The sequence below is a fragment of the Pseudomonas delhiensis genome (genome assembly GCF_900187975.1).
Lineage (GTDB): Bacteria > Pseudomonadota > Gammaproteobacteria > Pseudomonadales > Pseudomonadaceae > Pseudomonas > Pseudomonas delhiensis.
In genome coordinates this window covers 22,347-37,507 of sequence record NZ_FZPC01000047.1, presented here as the reverse complement: position 1 = coordinate 37,507, position 15,161 = coordinate 22,347, and the positions used below count along the sequence as shown (strand labels likewise).

Genomic DNA, 15,161 nt, shown 5'->3' with positions numbered 1-15,161 from the left:
CAGATCGCTTCGGCGTCGTGGGCATCGTGCTTGTCGCCCTTGACGTAGGGTTTGACGAACTGCGGGGCGATCAGGCGGACCTCGTGTCCCAGCTGGCGCAGTTCGCGCGCCCAGTAGTGCGCACTGCCACAGGCCTCCATCGCCACCAGGCATGGCGCCAACTGGCGGAAGAAATCCTGGACCTTGTCGCGCTTGAGCTGGCGACGGCACACCACCTGTTCGTGGCTGTCGACCGCGTGCACCTGGAAGACTTGTTTTGCCAGATCCAAGCCAATGCGTTTAATGTTCATCGTGACTCCCCCTCCGGGACTGTTGCCAACACATCAGTCTGGCACCTAGATGCCGTAGGAGGGAGGAGTCCATTTCATTGCCCTACGCCACGCCCAACGTCGTTACCAGTCGCAATAGCAACCGGTGGCCAGGGTGCTGGGGGACTTCACCTGGCGGCCTTCGACCAGCGCCTGGATCACCGGCTCGATGAAGCTGTTGGCCGAGGTGCAGGTGGCGCCTTCGCTGTAGGGGCCGAAGTAGGCCAGCTTGCCGTCGCGGTCCCACACCGCCACCGAGGGGCTGGCGGCGATGGGCGGCGGCGAGGGGAATTCCGGCAGCGGCTTCAGGCCCCACAGCTCGCTGGCCAGGCGACCCTGGGTGCCGGGCTTGCGGTAGGCGTAGAAGTCCACGCCCTGGGGCTCGAAGCGCTTGATCAACGAGGCCAGGTGCTGCTGGTTGGCGACGTTGCACGGGCATTCCGGGTCCCAGAAGTGCACCACGCGGATAGGCCCCGGGCCGGCCAGTTGCGCCGGCAGTTGCAGCGCCTGGCCATCGAACAGCTGGGTGGTGTCCGGATAGGTGCGCAGGTAGCGGCCGTGGAACGACCAGAAGGCGGCGAACAGGATGCCGAGCCAGGCCAGGATCAGCACGCCCGCGAGAACGACTTTGCGATTGAGCGACATGATGCGGAAGGGGGTGGACGGGAGGGCCGCTAGCTTGCCACGTCCAGCCGCCAGGGCAAGCCTTTCCTGACCGACAGGCTGCGGCCGGGGGGCGCAGTCAGGCCAGGTAGCGGCGGAACCAGGCCAGGGTGCGGTCCCAGGCGAGCCTGGCCGCAGCCTCGTCGTAGCGTGGCGTGGAGTCGTTGTGGAAACCGTGGTTCACGCCGGGGTAGATGTACGCCTGGTAGGTCTTGCCGGCGGCCTTCAGCGCCTGCTCGTAGGCCGGCCAGCCCTCGTTGATGCGCGTGTCCAGTTCGGCGTAGTGCAGCAGCAGCGGCGCCTGGATCCGCGGCACGTCCTCGCTGCGTGGCTGGCGGCCGTAGAAAGGCACCGCCGCGGCCAGCTCCGGGTAGGCCACCGCCGCCGCATTGGCCACCCCGCCGCCATAGCAGAACCCGGTGATACCGACCTTGCCGGTGCCGCCCTCGTGGCACATCAGCCACTCCAGGCCGGCGAAGAAGTCGTTCATCAGCTTCCCGGGGTCGACCTTCGCCTGCAGTTCGCGCCCCTTGTCGTCGTTGCCCGGGTAGCCGCCGACGGAGCTGAGCCCGTCCGGCGCCAGCGCGATGAACCCGGCCTTGGCCAGCCGCCGCGCCACGTCTTCGATATAGGGGTTGAGCCCACGGTTCTCGTGCACCACCAGCACCGCCGGCACCTTGCCCTGAACCCTGGCCGGCCGCACCAGGTACGCGCGCACCCGACCATTGCCCCTGGGCGAGTCGTAGCCGATGTACTCGGGGGCGATGTCCGGGTCGGTGAACGGCACCTGCTCGGCCAGCGCATAGTCCGGGCTCAGCGCCGGCAGCAGCGCAGCCGCGCCGACGGTGACCAGCGAAGCGCGCTGGATGAACTCGCGGCGGTTGATCAGGCCATGGGCGTAGTGGTCGTACAGCTCCAGCAGCTCGGGCGGGAAATCGCGGGCGGTAAGGCGCGGCATGGCGGGTTCCTCCTGAAAAGCGACGGGCAGACCTGCAGACTAGACCAGATACGCGCCCTTCCGCCGCGCCGGTGTAGCGCGACACCGATAGAACCGTAGGAAAGTTCCAAATCCAGCCCGCCCCTCCCCTCGAACAGGAGGCTCCGTGGATACTCAGCACGCCGCCCCTGGCCACTCACCGACATACAGCTTGAAAAGCACAATATTCAGCGCATAATGCAACACACCTCAATTAGCCCGATAAACCGGCCAATAAAACGCTGAAAGATCCACCGACGGGAGACCAGGCAATGGCAGCACTCATGGACCGCGCTGATCAGGCGGTGTCCGTCACGAGCATGGCGCGAAGCTTCAGTGCGAAGCTGCGGGACGTGGCGACTCGGAAGACCGAGAAGCTCGTCGTTTTCAAGGACAACGAACCCGCTGCGGTCATCCTCAACGTCGAGGCCTACCAGGAACTGCTCGACGAACTGGAAGACCTGCGCGTGGAGCGCGTCGCCCGTGACCGCCTGGACAGCTTCGACGCAAGCAAGGCGATCAGCCACGAGGACATGGTGGCTCGCTTCGCCGACTGAAGAAGGCCAGGCCGCATGGCATGGAACGTCATCTATCACGAAGCGGTCACGGACGATCTGTTGCGCCTCGGTAGGGTCGAGGCGCAGCGAATCCTCAAGGTCATCGGGCAGCGCATCGTCGAGGGCGAGCCCGACAAGCTGGGCAAGGCCCTGGCGGGCAGCCTCGCCGGCTGCCGCAGGATCAGGGTGGGCAACACCCGCATCGTCTACCGCGTGGACGGCCCGCGCATCGAAGTACTGATCATCGCGGTGGGCGCACGCCGCAACGACGAAATCTACGACCTGGCCAGCAAACGGCGCTGAAGCCTTGCCGCTCCAATCCAAGGGAACGGCGAGGTTCAGTCACCAGCGTCCATCACCCCGCCCAGCCCCCCACATCCACCACCGCCTGGGCGAACGCCTGTGGCGCCTCCTGCGGCAGGTCGTGGCCGATGCCGCCGCTCAGCGTGCGATGCTCGTACTTGCCGGTGAACCTGGCGGCATAGGCGCTGGGCGGCGGGTGGGGGGCGCCGTTGGCGTCGCCTTCCAGGGTGATGGTGGGCACCGTGATCGGTGGGGCCTTGGCCAGCTTCCGCTCCAGCTCGTCGTACTTCGCCTCGCCTTCGGCCAGGGCCTGGCGCCAGCGGTAGTTGTGGACGGTGATGGCGACGTGGTCGGGGTTGTCGAAGGCCTTGGCGCTGCGTTCGAAGGTGGCGTCGTCGAAGCGCCACTTCGGCGAGGCCTGCCGCCAGATGAGCCTGGCGAAGGCGTGGGTGTTCTGCTGGTAGCCGAGCCGGCCGCGCTCGGTGGCGAAGTAGAACTGGTACCACCAGAGGAACTCGGCTTCCGGCGGCAGCGGCTTGCTGCCGGCCTCCTGGCTGCCGATCAGGTAGCCGCTTACAGCCACCAGGCCCTTGCAGCGCTGCGGCCAGAGCGCGGCGATGATGTCGGCGGTGCGCGCGCCCCAGTCGAAGCCGGCGAGGATGGCCTGGTCGATCTTCAGCGCGTCCATCAGGGCAATGATGTCCGAGGCCACCGCCGCCGGCTGGCCGTTGCGCATCGTCCGTTCGGAAAGGAAGCGCGTGCTGCCGTAGCCGCGCAGCCAGGGCACTATCACCCGGTAGCCGCGCGCCGCCAGCAACGGCGCCACGTCGACGAAGGCGTAGATGTCGTAGGGCCAGCCATGCAGCAGGATCACCGGCGGCCCGTCGGCCGGGCCGTCCTCGGCGTAGCCCACGCTGAGCAGCCCGGCATCGATCTGGCGGAGGGCGGCGAACGCCGTGTGCGCGCCGGCCTTCGCCGCCGGCGGGGTTTGCTCCACGGGCTCGCCGGCGGCCTCGGCCAGGCGCGGCAGTTGCGCCGCCACCACGGCCACCGCCGCCATGCGCATCAGATCGCGCCGTCTGGAATCGAAGTCCTCTGCCATATGTCCCCCTGGTTGGTTGCGGTACGGGGTGAAGCGTAGGCGAAAGCGCCCATGACGCACCGGCGCCTGTCGCCCCGCCTTCGCCGCGCCCGGCGCCGGTGTTAGCATGCGCGCCCCATGCGCCTGACCGACTTCGACCAACGCCTCGCCGACCTCGGCGCCCTGCCCCGCCACCGAGGGCGGATGCTGCGTGCCTGGCTGCAGGGCCGCGCGCTGGACGCCGGCACCCGGCGCCAGGCCAGCGAGGACTTCCTGCCGCTGGCGGTGCGCAACGCCGTGCCGGAACTGGCGGCGCAACTGGAAGGCCTGGCGCGCCTGCATTCCCGCCACCCCGCCGGGGACGGTTCCGAGCGCCTGCTGGTGAGCCTGGCCGACGGGCAGATGGTGGAGAGCGTGCTGCTGCCGCGCGAGGGCCTGTGCGTGTCCAGCCAGGTCGGTTGCGCGGTGGGCTGCCGCTTCTGCATGACCGGCCGCAGCGGCCTGCTGCGCCAGGTGAGCGCCGCCGAGATGGTCGCCCAGGTGGTGCTGGCGCGGCGCCTGCGGCGGGTGAAGAAGGTGGTGTTCATGGGCATGGGCGAGCCGGCGCACAACCTCGACAACGTGCTGGAGGCCATCGACGTGCTCGGCAGCGACGGCGGCATCGGCCACAAGCACCTGGTGTTCTCCACGGTGGGCGACCCGCGGGTGTTCGAGCGCCTGCCGCGGCAACGGGTGAAACCGGCCCTGGCCCTGTCGCTGCACAGCACCCGCGCGGACCTGCGCGAACACCTGCTGCCCAAGGCGCCGAAGCTCACCCCGGACGAGCTGGTGGAACTGGGCGAGGCCTACGCCCGCCAGGTCGGCTACCCCATCCAGTACCAGTGGACGCTGCTCAAGGGCGTGAACGATGGCCAGGACGAGCTGGACGGCATCCTGCGCCTGCTCAGGGGCAAGTTCGCGGTGCTCAACCTGATCCCCTTCAACGCCCTGGAAGGCGACGTCTACCAGCGCCCGGACGGCGCGCGCATCGTCGAGATCGTGCGCTACCTGCACAGCCGCGGCGTGCTGACCAAGGTGCGCAACAGCGCCGGCCAGGACGTCGACGGCGGCTGCGGGCAGTTGCGGGCGCGGGCGCTGGACCTGGTGAACACCAGCCGTCTGCACGGTTGAGGATTTCTGCACGCGTCCGATTCATCCGCGATTTCGCGGCGGGGCCCGGCCTATCGCGGACGGAGTCCTCTCCTACGACCGTGCTTCCCTGGAATTGCAGGAGCGGGCCCTGCCCGCGATTCGCGCGCAGGGCGCGCTCCTACAAGGGCACGACGTCAGGGCAACCTGCAGGAGCGGACTCTGTCCACGATAGCCGGAAAATGCCGGCATCGGTGCCAGTTATTCGCCCTACGCGGCCCCACCCACGTCGCGCCTATGGGCCTGCGCCCTCGGCGACCACGCAGGGCGCCAGGCTCTGGCGGGCCTGCTCGATCCAGTCGTGCTCGCTGGCATAGTCCGTCGAGTAGTCGGCCAGGCCCATGCTCAGCGACAGCGGCGGCAGCGACGCCCCGTCGAAGTTGCCGAACAGCTGGGCGATGCGTTCGACGCAGGCCCGGGCGCCGGCACCGTGGGTCTGGCGGAACAGCACCAGGTACTCGTCCGGGTGCTTGCGGCTCACGTGGTCGGTGTTGCGCACCTCGGCCTTGATCAGGTGGCCCAGGCGCACGCTGAGGGCCTCGGCGGTGAGGTTGCCGTAGTGCAGGCGCAGGCGGGCATGGTCGTCGATGCGGATCAGCGCCAGGGTCGCCCGCGGCCCGCCGCGGCGGCAGCGGCCGAACTCCTGGGCCAGGCGGTGCAGCCAGACGTCGTAGGACAGCAGCAGTTGCTGCTGGTCGAAGCAGTCCACCAGGGAGAAGGCGCGGCGCTGGGCGTGCAGGCGGCGCGCCAGGCTGTAGCTGGTCCAGCCCACCGCCAGCGGGTAGAGGAACAGCATCGGCAGGCAGGCCCAGATCACCCGCCCGGGGGTCTCCAGGTCCACCTGGTAGCCGGTCAGCAGCCCCACCACTGCCATGCCCGCGATATTGGCCAGCAGGCCCTTGAGCATGAAGCCGGGCCCGTTGGCCGCCACGTTGTGCATGGTGACCATCGACAGCAGCAGCGCCGAGGGCAACAGGCTGAAGTGCATGACGGCCACCCAGCCGCCGGCGAACAGCGAATCCAGCAGCAGGTTGCGCAGTTCGGCCCGGTAGGGCTCCGCGGCACGCACGGCGATGGCCCGGGCCAGGCCCGGCCAGAGGAAGCCATTGACCAGCATCCAGGCCCAGAGCGCGGGGTTGCCGGGATAGGCGAGCACCGCGATGAAAACGAAGCTGAGGCCGCACCCCAGGCTGCGTGGCGCATGAATGCGCCTGGCGAAGGCGATACCGGCGGAAGTACTGCTTTCCATTTCCATACATCGATCCAGAGACGGCCTTCGGCGAAGGCTCGCCAGGCGGCATCGGCAACTGCGCCTGTAAATTGCCAGCATGTCTGACGTGCCTTTCCCGCTGGGCGCGTTATGCTTCCCCATTGGGTGAAAGCGTCAGCCTTCCGTCCACATGGGGAGCGACACCCACCCGCAAGACCGGCAATGTCAAAAAATCGCCATTGCCATGAACATTGATGACTTGCCCCCGCCGAGCGGGCGGCAAACGTTGACGAATCGGTCAGGAATGGAAGCCACCGCCTCCCTGCCGGCTATGGTCCCTGGCCATCACCGGAAGCGCACAGCTCTCGCGGCTGCTGCGAATCGAGAAGGGCCGTGCCGTCCCATGGCTGTCAGGTGCAGCGGGACAGAACGGGCACGGGCGGCCGCACGGCTGGCCAACCTTAAAATACGACCGTATTCTAATGCAGAAGAGGCCTGATGAGTAAACGCCCCGTCATTGATAGAGGCAAGGTCCTGGATGCTGCCGAAGGCGTAGTCATGCGCGAAGGCGTTGCGGCGCTGTCCATCGGCGAGGTGGCCAAGGCCGCCGGGATCAGCAAGGGTGGCGTGCAGTCCTGCTTCGGCACCAAGGATGGCCTGATCGAGGCCATGTTCAACCGATGGAAAGCGGAGTTCGAGGTGGCTGTGCGCGACAACGCCCCAGACGAAGCGGAACCGCTCGACAGCCTGCGCGCCCATGTCCAGCTGATGGCCGCCAGCGACGAAGCCCTGGGCAAGCGCGCCGCGGCCGTGCTCGCGGCGATGCTCAGCCGGGAGGAACTGCGCCAGCGGTCCAGCGACTGGTACCGCCCCCTGCTCATCCAGGAAGGCGGCGAGGACGAGCGCAGCCGCAACGCCCGCCTGGCCTTCCTCGCCGCCAAGGGCGCCTTCCTGCTGCGCTCCTTCGGCCTCATGGAGGTGAGCGAGGAGGAATGGCAGGCGATCTTCCGCGAAATCGACACGCTGCTCGCCCCGCAGGAGTGAACCGGGCGCCGCTCGGCGCCCCCTCGCCCAGGCGCCACTGCAACTTCGGCAACTTCACCGGAAGCCGTAACCATTTCATGACTTGTGGATATTCAAACAATGCCTAGACCAAACAACTAGCACCATATGGATATATCCAAAAGAACCGGCACGGCGAATAATCAAAACAATAAAAACCCATTTATACGTGCCTTGGAAAAAACCCGTCATGCAAGCGAGCGCCAACTACGAAGACCAGGGCCTGGTCTGGATGTACGGCCACCTGAGAAGGATCGGCTGCACCGTTCCCACGTCGCTCTACCGCAGCCTGCGCTTCAGGCTGTGGGGTGACACGGGGCACTTCAGAAGCACCATCGGCTGGCAGAAGCTCCGCTTCCGCCGGGCCGTCCACCACTAGTAGTCGCCCCGCCTCGCCCCCGCCCTGCGCGGCCTTCCAGGCTGCCCCCCACGCCATGAACATGCCGCCATCCCCGCCGCCGGGATGGCTCCCCGCCCCCGCTCCGCTCATTCGTCCCCGGTATCGCGCCGCCGCCTGCGGCTGGAACTTCTCAATACCCGCAGGAATTCCAGGACGATAACCACGAACACGCCAGCAAGGATCGCAAACAGCATGACAGAGCCCTCGCTCCATTATCTTCGCAGCCAAGGGTTATTTATTTCTCATGGACTTCAATAACGCCGGGCCCTCGCTGAAAGAGCCCCGCCAATCAACTTCCGAACTTCCTGACTAAACCACAGGGAGCGAACTTTCGTTCGCCCCCATCAACCCTCCGCCAGCGGCAGGCGGATGACGAACAGCGCCCCCGCCTCGGCGTTGCTGACGCACAGGCTGCCGCCCATGTTGCGGATCAGGTCGTGGCTCACCGACAACCCCAGCCCGGTCCCCTGCCCCACCGGCTTGGTGGTGAAGAAGGGTTCGAAGATGCGTTCGAGCAGCGCCGGCTCGATGCCGCCGGCGCTGTCGCACACGTGCAGCTCCAGCCAGCCGGGTTCGGCGCAAGGCTGCTGGCCCAGGCGGATCCAGCGGGGGCCTTCGCGCTTTTCCAGCAAGGCGTCGCGGGCATTGGCCAGCAGGTTCACCAGCACCTGCTCCAGCTGGTCGGCGAAACCCATCACCTGCGGGCGCGCCTGCGGCACCGCCAGTTCCAGCGCGATACCCTGCTGGGCCATGCTCTCGCCCAGCAGCAGCACCACCGCCTCGCAACAGCCATGGGGGTCGAACGGGGCCATGTCCAGGTCGGACTTGCGGCTGAACACCCCCATGTGGTTGACCACGCGGGTCAGGCGGTCGACCTGCGCATCCACCCGCTTCAGCTTTTCGCCCAGGTACTGCGGGTCGTCCAGCCGCTGCCAGGCATTGAAAAGCGCCAGGCGCATGACGTGCAGGGGCTGCTTCATCTCGTGGGCCATGCCGCTGACCATCTGCCCCAGGGCGGCCATCTTGGCGCCCTGGGCGAGTTGCTGCTGGGAGTGGCGCACCGAGGTGTTGTCCCGCGCTACCGCCTGGACCTCCCGCAGCCGGCCCTGCCCGTCGAACAGCAGGCGGTCGCTCCAGATCAGCCAGCGGCACTCCCGCCCGGGCAGGTTGAAGCGCAGCTCCCAGGATTCCTCGGCGCCGCTGCCGGCGCCTTCGACCAGGCGCGCGCGCAGCGCGCTGCAGTCGCGTTCGGACAGCCAGTAGTCCAGGCGGCGCCCCAGCAACTCGTCCACCGGCTCGCCGAGGAAGCTGGCGAAGGTCTGGTTCACGAAGGTCAACGCCAGGCTGGCCGAGTAGCGGCAGATCAGCGCCGGCGAGTCCTCCACCAGCACCCGGTAGCGCTCCTCGCTCTCGGCGATGCGCAGCGCCGCCTGGTGCCGCTCGGTCACGTCCAGCCACAGGCCCACCACTTCCCGCGGCATGCCCTGCACGTCGCGCAGCAGCTTGGCCTCGTCGTACAGCCAGTGCCATTGCCCGGCGCCATCGCGCAGGCGGTATTCGGCGTTGACGCGCCCTTCGCGCAGCAGCGTGCGGCCGCGCTCGAAGAAGCTGCCCAGGTCGTCCGGATGGACGCGCTCGGCCAGGGCCTGCCAGTTGTTCGCCTGCAGGTCGAGGCCCAGCAGGTTGCCGGCGCTTTCGCTGTAGAACTCCGGAATGAGCTGGCCGTTCTCCACGCGCTGCACGTAGATCACCACCGGCGCCTTGTCGATCAGGTTGCGCAGCCGGGCATGGGTGGCCTCGGCCTGCTGTGCCTGCTGTCGCGCCTCGCTGACGTCGAGCAGCACGCCGCCGAGGAAGCCGTTGTCCATGCCGCCCTGCCGGCGGCCCTGCAAGCGCAGCCAGCGCCGCACCTGGGTCCAGGAATCCGGGCAGAGGCGCAGGTCCAGCTTCAGCTCCCCTTCCGGGCCCAGTTGGCGCAGGCGTATCAGCAGCTCGTCGGCATCCGCGGGGTGGAAGCGCTGCAGGAGTTCCTCCAGCGACAAGCACGTCTGCCCGTCCGGCAGCTCCAGGATGGCTGCCACCGCGGCGGAGAACTCGAAGCCTTCGCGCGCCGCGTCATAGCGCCAGTAGCCGCCCTGCACCATGTTCTCCAGCAGGTTCAGCCGGTGCAGGCCGTCGCGCAGGCGCTTGCGCTCGAGGCGGCCGAAGACCTGCAGCGCCAGTTGCTCGGCCAGGCATTGCCAGTCGCCGGGCGAGAGTCCCGCGCGGCTCTCGTCGAGGCCTTCCGGCTCGCCGATCAGCCAGGCCACCTGCCCACCCTGCAGCGTCGCCGGAACGACCTGCAGCTGCTCGCAGCACAGCTGCTTGAGCAGTGCCGAGCCTGGCCCGTCAGCGCCGAGCAGGGTGCTGTCGGCCAGGGCGGCGAGCCCGCAATCCGGCAAGGCCAGGCCTTCGCGCAGCAGGCTGCCGGCGCCCGGGCGGACGAAGCTGGCGAACACCCGCCCGCCACTGCCCGGCTGCGCCAGGACCAGGGCCATGGACTGCAGGCGGAAGCTGTTCGCCATGACCTCGAGCGCTTCGCCGACCGCGCCCGGCAGCTCGGCCAGGGCGACGTGGCCGAGCCTGGAGAGCAGCAGCTTGATCACGTTGAAGCACTGCATCTGCGACTTTTCCCTGTCGCTCTGCCAGTTCAGGTCGGAAATGTCGGTGCCCAGCAGCAGGCAGCCGCGGCCGGCCAGTGGGCTGACCTGCACGCGGAAGACCAGCGGCTGCTGGTCGATGCTGCGCAGGGCCAGGTCCACCTGCCCGGCCTGGCGCACCGCCAGGGGTGGGCCGGCGGGGCGCGACCTGCGCTCCAGGTAGTCGCCCAGGTACGCCGCATCGGCTTGCCGTGGCGGCGCCAGGCAGCGGGCACGGCGCCCGCCCAGGCGGCACACGCGGTCCTCGGCGTCCAGCTCGATGCACAGGTCCCAGTGCTCCTGGCTCCATTGCCAGAACTGCTCGCAGAGCCCGCTCTGCGCGTCTTGTCGGGGCATCGGCGCCTCAGTGTCCGGCGCCGGAGCGGCCTTGTCGTTGGAATGGCCACGGAATAGACCCAGCATCGTCGACCTCACAGCAGCAGGCTGGCCTGGGCCTGCAGCACCGCGGGCAACCGCGGCACCGGGCCGATGCCCGGCAGCGTCAGCACCGGCACCAGCGGGGCGCCGTCGGCGGGGTAGCGCACGCAGACGGTGATGCGCGTGTAGCGCCCCTCGGCCACCGGCGTGGCGACGAACTTGCCGCCGCTGCAGCCGGTGTACCAGCGGCTCGGCATCCAGCCGAGGCGGTCCGCCACGGCCTGGGCCACGGTGTCCTGCAGGGCCGCCTGGTACTGCTGCGAACCCAGCGTATCGTTCACCGACACCGCCACCCGCGCGCCGGCGGCCGCGGCGTCGTTGAACGACTGCAGCACCAGCAGGGGTATGCAGTACGCCAGCACGCCGTAGAACACGGTGAAGAACAGGATGAAGGTGGCGGCGAACTCGATGGTCACGGCGCCGCGCTGGCGGGTTGGGTGTGTCTGCTGCATGGGTTCCCCCGTAGAGTCGTTGTTGCCTAGATCACCAGCGCGGCGCCCGGTGTCCGCAGGTCGATGATGCGCACGTCGAGGGTGCCGGTCTGGATGCCCAGCAACTGCAGCAACGGGTCGATCAGCTGGCTGCCCAGGCTGGCGAGCACCGAGGCCAGCGCCTGGGTCAGCAGGCTGGTCAGGTCGGCCAGCGAATTGACGAGGCCGCCGACCACGCCGTCGAGCAGTTTCCCCAGTGGGCAGAGCAGCCAGCCGACCAGGGGCGCCTTGCACAGCAGGCCCTGGGTGTTGAGCTCGACGGAGAGCTGCAGGTTCTGCGACAGGCTGGCGATGCCCGCCGCCAGCGAGGCGCCCAGGGGGCTTTGCACGCGCTGCACCGCGCTGGGCAGGTCGGCCGGCGAGGCGATGTCGAAGGTCAGCGCTTGCTCGCCGGGGGCTTCGAGCGCCACCGTGCCCTTGCTGGTATTGACCGACACCTTGGCCAGGTAGGCCTGGCCGTTGCCCAGCAGCTTCACGCTCAGGTCGTTGAGCGCCACTGCCGCCACGCCGGGCTGCGCCTTGACCGCTACCCGCGAGGCGTTCCAGGCGCCGCCGCAGGTGACGCTGTCCAGGGCCGCGTACCCCTGGGCCACGGTCGCGCCCAGGTCGACGTGGGCGTTGACCAGCCCCAGCTTGAGCAGGTCCACGTCGGCCACTGCGTTCAGGGCCACCTGCACCGAGTTGGCCAGGGTCCGCCATTGCCCGTTGGCATTCTTGCCCGGATAGCCGATGGCGATGGTCGGCGGGCTGATCACCCTGAGCTTCACCGTCAGGCTGGTCACCCCCGGCACGTTCAGCGTCAGGCCGGGAATCGCCAGCGCATGTTCCTTGTTGGCCACCAGCGCCGTGGCCATCAGCAGGTCCAGCAGGTTGACGTCGGCGCCCAGGGCCGCGTCGCGTGCACTGTCCGGGGCGACGACGCTGATGATCTGCCCCAGGCTCAGGTTCGCCGAGGGTACCTTGATGCTGGCGAGCGCGCTGCGCAGCAGGGCCAGGTTGACGCCGGCGACCTGCGAGGCGTCGGCGGCGTCGATGGCGGCCTGGAGCAGCTGCGCCACGCCGACGTCGGCGTCCAGCAGGCTGTCCACCGAGCCGAGGTCGAGGTCGACGCCGGCCGCCTGCAGCTGCTCGCCCAGGGCTAGCAGGTTGACGTTGGCCCCGGCGATGCCCTGGTAGGTCACCACGTCGAGGTTCAGGGTGGTGCCCAGCAGGCCGCCGAGCAGGGCATTGAGCAGGGGCGAGCTGGTGCTGTCCAGGCGCAGCAGGCCGCTGCCCGCCGACAGCCCCGCCAGCGCCTGGCGCCTGGCCACCGCCTGGGCCTGCAGGGTGACCTGGGTCGGCGTCCCGGCGCCGAACACCGCGGCGACGTTGAGCAGCAGGCTCGAGGGCACCGTACGGCTGGCGACGACGCGCACCGAGTCGTTCCAGCTGGTGTTGGCAGCGCGGAAGACGCGCTGCCGGCCGCTGGCGTCGAGGTCCACGTCGCCGAGGCCCGCGACCAGCCGGCCGTCGTCGGGCAAGCCGTTGCGCCGCGCGCTGGCCAGGGCCAGCGCCTGCACGTCGACGCTGCCCGGGGCGGCGCACATGCCGCTCTGGGTGGCGCTCTCCAGCGCCGCCATGTCGGCCACCCGCTGCAGCTTGCGCTGCTCCAGGTACAGGCGCCCGGTGTCCACCACCAGGGCCATGCAGATCAGCACCAACAGCAGGGTCAATGCCGCCAGCACACCGATCGCGCCGCGCTGCCGCTTGCCGAACATGGACATCTCCTTGACGTCGGGCATCACTTGCTGCCGGTGCTGAAACCCTGGTTCTCGTCCAGCAGGTACTCGGGGATCGGGTGGCTGTAGCTGTCCAGGTAGCGCCGGTAGGCGCGGTCGCGCTCGGCCGGGGTGGCGGCCTGGCGGTTGGCCGAGGCCTGCCGGCCGCTGCGCTGCAGTTGCAGCCACTGCTCGACTTCCCACTGGTCGCGGGTGCTGCCGGCCGGTTGCGAGCGCACCGATTCGGTGGCGCCGAGGGACAGGGGGGCGGCCAGCAGAAGGCCCGTGAGGATGATCCGTTTCATAGCTACTCTCCGCTTCCATCGCGGGCCCTGGCCGCCTTGTGGCCGGGCACCCGCCGTCGATTACCTTGCCTGCCGTTCCACCAGCGGCCTGGGCAGGGGCTGCGCCTGCACCTGGACCTGCGCCACGCTGGCGCTGTCCGCCGCCTGCGCCACCCGCGGCGGCGCGGCGCCGGCCCTGAGCGCGTCGGCGCGCTGGCGGGCCTGGCGTACCTGCTCGTCGGTCAGCCGCGCCTTCTCGGCCAGCGCCGTGGCCTGGGCGTTCCTGCCTTCCAGCAGCAGCAGGCTGAGCAGGTTGGAGGCCGGCAGCTTGTCGTCCCCGTCCAGTTCCAGGGCGGTGAGGAACTCGAAGCGCGCGCCCGCGCGGTCGCCCTTGCGCAGCAGCACCACCCCCAGGTCGTTGCGGATCATCCGGTCGGTGGGCTGCAACCGCGCCGCCTCGCGCAGTTCGCGCTCGGCCTCGGCGATGCGGCTCTCGCCCAGGGCGATCTGGCCCAGGCCGTGGTGCGCCTCGCCGGCCTTGCAGGTGCCGAGCAGGCCCTGGTATTCGGCCCTGGCCCGCGGGCTGCCGATGCGGCGCAGCGCGGTGGCCTTGCTTTCGCGCACCTCCAGCGAATCGGCAGGGAGTGTCTCCAGGTGCGCCAGGGCGGCGTGCAGGCGGCCCTCGCGCAGCATGTCGCGGGCCATGTCCAGCTGCAGTTCCTGGGTCTGGCTCAACTGGCCGCCGCAGCGCTGGCCGATGCCCGCCAGGCCGTCGGCGAGGTTGCCCGGCAGGTTGGCGCAACCGCCCAGCGCCAGGCCCAGCAGGCCCAGCAAGCACAACGTCTTCATCACATTCCCCCCAGTGCCTTGGTGATGGCCATGAACCCCGGCCCGGCCAGGATGATCAGCAGCGCCGGGAACAGCAGGGCGATCATCACCAGGCTCATCTTCGCCGACAGCTTGCTGATCTTTTCCTGCAGCGAGGTCAGCCGGCGGTCCTCGAACAGTGCCTTCAGCGCCGCCAGCGAGGCGCGCGCGCTGCCGCCCTGGCGCAGCATCTGGCGCAGCACGCCGCAGCAGTCGCTCAGCTCGGCCACCTGCAGGCGCCTGCCCAGCTGTTCCAGCTCGTCGGCCAGGTCCAGGCCGCTGTCGGCGTGGGCCAGCACCAGGTCCAGTTCCCCGGCCAGCACCGGCACGATGTGTCGGCCCTCCAGGCGGACCACCCGCAGCGCCTGCTCCACCGTCAGGCCGGTGTCGAAGAGGATGCGGATCAGCTGGATGAACACGATGACCTCGTCGGCCAGGCGCCGGCAGCGCTTGTCCGCCAGGTGCGCCAGCACGCGCTTGGGCAGCAGGAAGCCGATGCCGGCGGCGAAGGCCAGCGGCAGCAGCAGGTCGTCCAGGGCGGCACCCCTGAGCAGGCCGACCAGCCCCGCCAGGGCGCAGGCCAGCAGCGGCGAGGCCAGCTGCGCGGCCTGGTAGAGGCTGCGCGGCAGGTTGCCGCTCCAGCCGGCGCGGGCCAGCAGGTCGTGGACCTCCTGGTCGCGCAGGCGCAGGCGCCGCCCCAGCGCACCGTCGCCGAACCGCTCGATGGCCCGGGCGCCCCAGCGCGCCGTGTCCTCGCCGCCTTGCGCGGCGGCGCCCAGGCGCTGCTCGATCAGGTGCTGCTCGCGGTTGGCCGCGCGGCTCTGCGACACCAGCAGGGCCAGCGCCGCGCCGAACAGCAGCAGGGCCAGGAGTACGTACCAGGTCGTGTCCATGTCCG

The 15,161-nt window shown here is 69.3% G+C and carries 16 protein-coding genes; 5 read left to right on the top strand and 11 right to left on the bottom strand.

The genetic code is table 11. The annotated features are described in order from the left end of the window. The 3 genes from CHC02_RS28340 to yghX all read right to left on the bottom strand — a co-directional run. Positions 1 to 290, bottom strand: a 290-nt coding sequence (locus CHC02_RS28340; RefSeq protein WP_141137691.1) for an IS110 family transposase, incomplete at its 3' end; no start/stop codon positions are given. A 102-nt stretch (positions 291 to 392) separates the two neighbouring features. Next, positions 393 to 953 carry a DUF6436 domain-containing protein gene (locus tag CHC02_RS28335; protein ID WP_089394712.1) on the bottom strand — a complete coding sequence of 187 codons (561 nt, stop codon included), beginning with the start codon at positions 951 to 953 and terminating at the stop codon, positions 393 to 395. Between the two features lie 97 nt (positions 954 to 1,050). After that, positions 1,051 to 1,929: a YghX family hydrolase gene (gene yghX / locus CHC02_RS28330; protein WP_089394711.1), complete on the bottom strand. Its 879-nt coding sequence runs from the start codon at positions 1,927 to 1,929 to the stop codon at positions 1,051 to 1,053. 290 nt (positions 1,930 to 2,219) lie between these two features. On the opposite strand from yghX, the gene CHC02_RS28325 reads away from it, so the two are divergent. Further along, positions 2,220 to 2,504 carry a Phd-YefM gene (locus tag CHC02_RS28325; protein ID WP_089394710.1) on the top strand — a complete coding sequence of 95 codons (285 nt, stop codon included), beginning with the start codon at positions 2,220 to 2,222 and terminating at the stop codon, positions 2,502 to 2,504. 15 nt (positions 2,505 to 2,519) lie between these two features. Beyond that, the gene (locus tag CHC02_RS28320) at positions 2,520 to 2,807 is read left to right on the top strand and encodes a type II toxin-antitoxin system RelE family toxin (protein ID WP_089394709.1); all 288 of its coding nucleotides are present in this window, start codon (positions 2,520 to 2,522) and stop codon (positions 2,805 to 2,807) included. A gap of 52 nt (positions 2,808 to 2,859) precedes the next feature. On the opposite strand, the gene CHC02_RS28315 is transcribed toward CHC02_RS28320, so the two are convergent. After that, a complete protein-coding gene (locus tag CHC02_RS28315) occupies positions 2,860 to 3,909 on the bottom strand; it encodes an alpha/beta fold hydrolase (protein ID WP_089394708.1) in 1,050 nt (349 codons plus the stop codon). A 117-nt stretch (positions 3,910 to 4,026) separates the two neighbouring features. Between CHC02_RS28315 and CHC02_RS28310 the strand changes: the two genes are divergently transcribed. Next, positions 4,027 to 5,058 (top strand): RNA methyltransferase, encoded by a 1,032-nt coding sequence (locus tag CHC02_RS28310; protein ID WP_089394707.1) that lies wholly within the window; start codon positions 4,027 to 4,029, stop codon positions 5,056 to 5,058. Between the two features lie 253 nt (positions 5,059 to 5,311). On the opposite strand, the gene CHC02_RS28305 is transcribed toward CHC02_RS28310, so the two are convergent. After that, positions 5,312 to 6,325, bottom strand: coding sequence for an MASE2 domain-containing protein (locus CHC02_RS28305; RefSeq protein WP_167364868.1), 1,014 nt, complete (start codon positions 6,323 to 6,325; stop codon positions 5,312 to 5,314). Between the two features lie 459 nt (positions 6,326 to 6,784). Between CHC02_RS28305 and CHC02_RS28300 the strand changes: the two genes are divergently transcribed. After that, entirely contained in the window at positions 6,785 to 7,330 is a 546-nt protein-coding gene (locus CHC02_RS28300; RefSeq protein WP_089394705.1) for a TetR/AcrR family transcriptional regulator, read from the top strand. A 208-nt stretch (positions 7,331 to 7,538) separates the two neighbouring features. Continuing rightward, positions 7,539 to 7,727, top strand: a complete 189-nt coding sequence (locus CHC02_RS28295) for a hypothetical protein (RefSeq protein WP_089394704.1) — start codon at positions 7,539 to 7,541, stop codon at positions 7,725 to 7,727. 365 nt (positions 7,728 to 8,092) lie between these two features. Here the strand turns inward: CHC02_RS28295 and CHC02_RS28290 are convergent, their stop codons facing one another. The 6 genes from CHC02_RS28290 to CHC02_RS28265 are packed head-to-tail and all read right to left on the bottom strand — an operon-like array spanning position 8,093 to position 15,156. Next, a complete protein-coding gene (locus CHC02_RS28290) occupies positions 8,093 to 10,849 on the bottom strand; it encodes a PAS domain-containing sensor histidine kinase (protein WP_089394703.1) in 2,757 nt (918 codons plus the stop codon). 8 nt (positions 10,850 to 10,857) lie between these two features. Next, positions 10,858 to 11,316, bottom strand: coding sequence for a TadE/TadG family type IV pilus assembly protein (locus CHC02_RS28285; RefSeq protein WP_089394702.1), 459 nt, complete (start codon positions 11,314 to 11,316; stop codon positions 10,858 to 10,860). A 26-nt stretch (positions 11,317 to 11,342) separates the two neighbouring features. After that, entirely contained in the window at positions 11,343 to 13,136 is a 1,794-nt protein-coding gene (locus CHC02_RS28280; protein WP_089394701.1) for a pilus assembly protein TadG-related protein, read from the bottom strand. Further along, positions 13,136 to 13,417, bottom strand: coding sequence for a DUF3613 domain-containing protein (locus CHC02_RS28275; RefSeq protein ID WP_089394700.1), 282 nt, complete (start codon positions 13,415 to 13,417; stop codon positions 13,136 to 13,138). The genes CHC02_RS28280 and CHC02_RS28275 overlap by 1 nt, the downstream gene beginning before the upstream one ends. A 60-nt stretch (positions 13,418 to 13,477) precedes the next feature. After that, entirely contained in the window at positions 13,478 to 14,245 is a 768-nt protein-coding gene (locus CHC02_RS28270) for a tetratricopeptide repeat protein (protein WP_089394699.1), read from the bottom strand. Next, positions 14,245 to 15,156, bottom strand: coding sequence for a type II secretion system F family protein (locus CHC02_RS28265; protein ID WP_089394698.1), 912 nt, complete (start codon positions 15,154 to 15,156; stop codon positions 14,245 to 14,247). Before CHC02_RS28265 ends, CHC02_RS28270 begins: the two co-directional genes overlap by 1 nt. Positions 15,157 to 15,161: the final 5 nt, after the last annotated feature.

What these genes read in the sequence shown, in the direction of transcription:
- CHC02_RS28335 (WP_089394712.1), bottom strand. Translation starts at nt 953, where the DNA reads ATGTCGCTCAATCGCAAAGTCGTTCTCGCGGGCGTGCTGATCCTGGCC.
- yghX (WP_089394711.1), bottom strand. Translation starts at nt 1,929, where the DNA reads ATGCCGCGCCTTACCGCCCGCGATTTCCCGCCCGAGCTGCTGGAGCTG.
- CHC02_RS28325 (WP_089394710.1), top strand. Translation starts at nt 2,220, where the DNA reads ATGGCAGCACTCATGGACCGCGCTGATCAGGCGGTGTCCGTCACGAGC.
- CHC02_RS28320 (WP_089394709.1), top strand. Translation starts at nt 2,520, where the DNA reads ATGGCATGGAACGTCATCTATCACGAAGCGGTCACGGACGATCTGTTG.
- CHC02_RS28315 (WP_089394708.1), bottom strand. Translation starts at nt 3,909, where the DNA reads ATGGCAGAGGACTTCGATTCCAGACGGCGCGATCTGATGCGCATGGCG.
- CHC02_RS28310 (WP_089394707.1), top strand. Translation starts at nt 4,027, where the DNA reads ATGCGCCTGACCGACTTCGACCAACGCCTCGCCGACCTCGGCGCCCTG.
- CHC02_RS28305 (WP_167364868.1), bottom strand. Translation starts at nt 6,325, where the DNA reads ATGGAAAGCAGTACTTCCGCCGGTATCGCCTTCGCCAGGCGCATTCAT.
- CHC02_RS28300 (WP_089394705.1), top strand. Translation starts at nt 6,785, where the DNA reads ATGAGTAAACGCCCCGTCATTGATAGAGGCAAGGTCCTGGATGCTGCC.
- CHC02_RS28295 (WP_089394704.1), top strand. Translation starts at nt 7,539, where the DNA reads ATGCAAGCGAGCGCCAACTACGAAGACCAGGGCCTGGTCTGGATGTAC.
- CHC02_RS28290 (WP_089394703.1), bottom strand. Translation starts at nt 10,849, where the DNA reads ATGCTGGGTCTATTCCGTGGCCATTCCAACGACAAGGCCGCTCCGGCG.
- CHC02_RS28285 (WP_089394702.1), bottom strand. Translation starts at nt 11,316, where the DNA reads ATGCAGCAGACACACCCAACCCGCCAGCGCGGCGCCGTGACCATCGAG.
- CHC02_RS28280 (WP_089394701.1), bottom strand. Translation starts at nt 13,136, where the DNA reads ATGCCCGACGTCAAGGAGATGTCCATGTTCGGCAAGCGGCAGCGCGGC.
- CHC02_RS28275 (WP_089394700.1), bottom strand. Translation starts at nt 13,417, where the DNA reads ATGAAACGGATCATCCTCACGGGCCTTCTGCTGGCCGCCCCCCTGTCC.
- CHC02_RS28270 (WP_089394699.1), bottom strand. Translation starts at nt 14,245, where the DNA reads ATGAAGACGTTGTGCTTGCTGGGCCTGCTGGGCCTGGCGCTGGGCGGT.
- CHC02_RS28265 (WP_089394698.1), bottom strand. Translation starts at nt 15,156, where the DNA reads ATGGACACGACCTGGTACGTACTCCTGGCCCTGCTGCTGTTCGGCGCG.